5 protein-coding genes are annotated in these 4,656 nt (G+C 70.0%); all 5 read right to left on the reverse strand.

The features are described from left to right. Window positions 1-986 (reverse strand): FMN-binding glutamate synthase family protein (locus tag ACWELQ_RS38635; protein WP_452401962.1); only part of this gene is annotated, 986 nt, incomplete at its 3' end. Window positions 987-1,002: 16 nt separating this feature from the next. After that, window positions 1,003-1,698, reverse strand: coding sequence for a GltB/FmdC/FwdC-like GXGXG domain-containing protein (locus tag ACWELQ_RS38640; RefSeq protein ID WP_452401963.1), 696 nt, complete (start codon window positions 1,696-1,698; stop codon window positions 1,003-1,005). Beyond that, complete coding sequence (locus ACWELQ_RS38645; RefSeq protein WP_452401964.1) at window positions 1,683-2,582, reverse strand: class II glutamine amidotransferase; 900 nt, start codon at window positions 2,580-2,582, stop codon at window positions 1,683-1,685. The genes ACWELQ_RS38640 and ACWELQ_RS38645 overlap by 16 nt, the downstream gene beginning before the upstream one ends. Window positions 2,583-2,635: 53 nt before the next feature. Then, window positions 2,636-3,973, reverse strand: coding sequence for a type III glutamate--ammonia ligase (gene glnT, locus ACWELQ_RS38650; protein ID WP_452401965.1), 1,338 nt, complete (start codon window positions 3,971-3,973; stop codon window positions 2,636-2,638). A 44-nt stretch (window positions 3,974-4,017) separates the two neighbouring features. Next, a partial coding sequence (locus tag ACWELQ_RS38655) for an NAD(P)/FAD-dependent oxidoreductase (protein WP_452401966.1) occupies window positions 4,018-4,656 on the reverse strand: 639 nt, incomplete at its 5' end.

Genomic DNA, 4,656 nt, shown 5'->3' on the forward strand with positions numbered 1-4,656 from the left:
AGCGCGGCGGTGCCGATGGCGACCGCGTCCGCGCCCAGCGCCATGGCCTTGGCCACGTCGGCCCCGCTGCGAATGCCGCCGGAGACGATCAACTGCACCTTGCGGTGCACGCCCAGCTCCTGCAGCGCCTGCGCGGCCTGCGGGATCGCGGCCAGGGTGGGGATGCCGACATGCTCGATGAACACGTCCTGGGTGGCGGCGGTCCCGCCCTGCATGCCGTCCACCACCACGACGTCCGCGCCCGCTTTCACGGCGAGCTTCACGTCGTAATAGGTGCGGGTGGCACCGACCTTGATGTAGATCGGCTTCTCCCAGTGGGTGATCTCGCGCAGTTCCAGGATCTTGATCGCGAGGTCGTCGGGCCCGGTCCAGTCGGGGTGCCGACAGGCGCTGCGCTGGTCGATACCCTGCGGCAGGGTGCGCATACCGGCCACCCGCTCATTGATCTTCTGCCCGAGCAGCATGCCGCCACCGCCGGGTTTGGCACCCTGCCCCAGCACGATCTCGATGGCGTCGGCCTGGCGCAGATCGTCCGGGTTCATGCCGTAGCGGGACGGAAGATACTGGTACACCAGGTGTTTGGACTGCCCGCGCTCCTCCGGGGTCATGCCGCCGTCACCGGTGGTCGTCGAGGTGCCGACGGCGCTCGCGCCGCGGCCCAGCGCCTCCTTGGCCTGCCCCGACAGCGCGCCGAAGCTCATGCCCGCGATGGTGATCGGGATGTCCAGGTGCAGCGGATGTTTCGCGTAGCGGTCGCCCAGCACCACATCGGTGTCGCAGCGTTCGCGGTAGCCTTCCAGGGGGTAGCGGGACATGGACGCGCCCAGGAACAGCAGGTCGTCGAAGTGCGGCAGCGGGCGTTTGGCGCCCCAGCCGCGGATGTCGTAGATGCCGGTCTCGGCGGCGCGTTGGATCTCGGCGATGACGCGGCGGTCGAAGGTCGCCGATTCCCGCAGCGGCGGTTGATAAGTCGGTAGATCGGTCATGGAAGCGCTCCTGCGGTCAGTACGCGGCGGCGTTGTCGACGTGGAAGTGGTAGAGCTGCCGGGCGGAGCCGTAGCGGGTGAAGTCCGCGGGATCGGCGTCGAATCCGGCCAGCGACAACAGCTCCCGCAGCTCGGTCAGATGTTCGGCGCGCATGGGTTTGCGGACGCAGTCCGCGCCCAGGGACGCCACCGTGCCGCGCACGTAGATGCGGGCCTCGTAGAGCGAATCACCCAGCGCCTCACCGGCATCGCCGAGCACCACCAGCCGCCCGGCCTGCCCCATGAAGGCGCTCATGTGGCCGATATTGCCGCCCACCACGATGTCGACGCCCTTCATCGAGATACCGCAGCGCGCACCGGCATTGCCCTCGATCACCAGCAGTCCCCCGTGCGCGGTCGCGCCCGCGGACTGCGAGGCGTCGCCACACACCCGCACGGTGCCCGACATCATGTTCTCGGCGACCCCGACCCCGGCATTGCCGTGCACGGTGACGGTCGCGTGCTGATTCATGCCCGCGCAGTAGTAGCCGACATGCCCCTCGATGACCACGTCCAGGTCCCGGTCCAGCCCGCAGGCCAGGGCGTGCGCGCCGCGCGGATCGGTGATGGTCACCGCCGCCGGGGCATCCGGTGCGCCGAGCGCGGCATTGACCGCGCGCGTGCCGGATGCGGCCGCGTCGAGTAGGACGCGCTCGGTCACGATCGCCGCCATAGGTACACCTCTTCCGGTTCCGGTTCGAAGATTCGGGCCGTCTCGATGCCCGGCAGGCCGGCTAGGGCCCGGTATTCCGAGGCCATGGCGACCCAGCGGTCGGTCTCGGCGATGACGGCCGGTTTGCACGCGATCGGGTCGCGCACCACCGCGAAGGAGTCGGCGGTGGAGACCAGCAGCGTGTAGAAGCCGTCGAAGGTCTCGTTCACCAGCAGCAGCGCCTTCTCCAGGTCCGCGCCCCGGGCCAGTTGGTCGGCGACGAAGCGCGCGCCCACCTCGGTGTCGTTCTCGCTGTCGAATTCGACGCCGTGGCGCTGTAATTCGTGCTTGATGCTCATGTGGTTGCTGAACGAGCCGTTGTGCACCAGGCATTGGCCCGCGCCCACCGAGAACGGATGCGAGCCTTCGGCGGTGACCGCGGACTCGGTGGCCATCCGGGTGTGCGCGACGCCCTGCCAGCCCTGTGCGGCCGGGAGGCCGAAGCGGTGGGCGAGCTCGGTGGGATTGCCGACACCCTTGAGCACGGTCAGATCCGAGCCGAACCCGATCACCCGTGCTCCGGGCGCGACCGCGCGTACCGCCGCCACCAGCTCCTCCGACGCTACCGGGGCGTGCAGGACCACGGTCGGCGCGAGGTCGAGCGCGGTCACCGCCGTTCCCAGTGCGGCGGTGAGGCTTTCGGCGAGTTCCGCCACCGGGAGCGGGCTGTCCAGCAGTGAGACCGTGGCGGTCCCGGGCGGCGACCACACCGGGTCGCCGTAGACCGCCATACCGGCCGAATCCGGTCCGCGGTCGCACATCTGGTCCAGCATGCCGGTGAGCAGTTCACCCAGGCGCGGGTAGAGCGCGGGGTCGCGCAGGTGCAGGCCGACGATGCCGCACATGGTGTCCTCCAATCCTGAGGGTTCGGACGGCCGAGAGGCCGTGAGAGAGCGGCTCAGAAGGCCGTGAGGTAGTGCTGGATCTCCCAGTCGGACACCGTGTTGTGCCAGGCGAAGAACTCCTCGCGCTTGCGTTCCACGAAGTAGTCCGCGACACCGGGTCCGGCGATGTCGAGGGCCGCGCTGACGACGGGATCGGCGGCCAGCGCGTCCATGGCGTGCACGAGGGTCATCGGCAGCATGTCGCCGCGCCGCTCCCCCGGCGCGCCCGGATCCAGGGCCCGGTCGATGCCGTCGATCCCGGCCGCGACCGCCCCCGCCACCGCCAGGTACGGGTTGGCCGAACCGTCCGCGCCACGCAACTCCACCCGGTGCGAGTCCGGGACGCGCAGGTAGTGGGTGCGGTCGTTGCCGCCGTAGGTGGCGAAGCGCGGCGACCAGGTCGCGCCGCTGGCCGTGCTGGTCGCGCCGGTTCGCTTGTAGGAGTTGACCGTCGGGGCGATCACCCCTTGCAGACCGCAGGCGTGCTCGAGCATTCCGGCCAGGAAGCCGTAGGCCGTCGGCGAGAGGCCGAGGCCGCGCGGGTCGCTGCCGTCGGGGAACAGCGGCCGGTCCCCCGCCCACAGCGACAGGTGCAGATGCATCCCGGAGCCGGTGCGGTCGGTGAACGGCTTGGGCATGAAAGTCGCCTTCATACCGCGTTTCTCGGCGATCACCGACAGCAGGTAGCGGGCCGTGATGACCCGGTCGGCGGTGGTGAGCGCGTCGGAATAGTCGAAGTTCTGCTCGAACTGCCCGTTGCCGTCCTCGTGATCGCTGGCGTAGTTGCCCCAGCCGAGTTCGTTCATCGCCCGCGACACCTCGGCGAGGTGGTCGTACATGCGGGTCACGTCGCGGGCGTCGTAGCAGGGTTGCAGGCTCACGTCGGCGGTGTCGGCCGGGGCCAGGCCCTGCGGCGTCCGGTCGACCAGGAAGTATTCGATCTCCGCGCCGACGTTCACGGTGTAGCCGCGCTCGGCGGCGCGGGCGAGGGTGCGCTGCAGGATGACTCGCGGCGCGAACGGCCACGGCTGTCCCTCGACGTGCGGCGTGCAGTGCACCATGGCCAGGCCGGGACGCACGAACGGGATCGGGGTGAAGGTCTCCGGATCCGGGATCGCGATGAGGTCCGGGTCGCGCGGTTGCTGACCGATCATGCCCGCGGCGTATCCGGCGAAGCCCACGCCGTCCTCGGCCAACTGGTCCACCGACTGCACCGGAACCAGCTTGGCGCAGGGTTTTCCGGACAGGGTGGTGAAGACGGCCAGGATGAAACTGGTGTCGGTGGCGCGGGCCTGTTCGGCCAGGCTGCGGTGGGTGGTGATCGGGGTGACGGTCGCGGCGTCTATCGCCATGTCGGCTCCTGGGTACTGCGGGGTGGATCGGATGTGGTTCGGGGTCAGCGCATTTCGCCTGCGCCGGCGTAGGGGTGCGGGCTCAGCAGCGGGCGGCCCTGCGCGAAGCGCTCGTAGCGGAAGTCGGCGGCGTCGACGTGTGGGAGGCCGGTGTCGCCGTCGAGCAGCAGATCGGCCACCAGTCGGCCCACCGCCGGGGAGATCTTGAAACCGTGGCCGGAGAAGCCGGTCGCCAGGAACAGACCCTCGATCGGCGCGGGTCCGATGATCGGGTTGTAGTCGGGGGTCACGTCGTAGGCGCCGACGTAGCTGCCGGTGACGCGTGGATCCGGCATATCGGGCAGACGGTGTCCGAGCCGGTCGATCACCTTCTCGACCGTCGAATCATCGGCCCGGTTCACGAAATGGTCCGGGTCGACGTATTCGGGGAGAGCGTGATCGCTGTTGCCCGCGAGGATCTCGCCATTGGGTTCGCGGCACAGGTATTGCAGGCTCGCGAGGTCCGAGAGCACGGGGACCGGGGCCAGCGGCGACCCCTGATCGACCAGGATCAGTTGGGCGCGTTGGGCTTTCACCGGCACCTCGACCCCGAGCGGGGCGGTGAGGGCGGGCGTCCACGGACCGGCAGCGACCACCACGGTGCCCGCGTGCCACTCGGTGCCGTCCGCGAGCCGCGCGCCGAC

Source organism: Nocardia sp. NPDC004722, assembly GCF_053601505.1.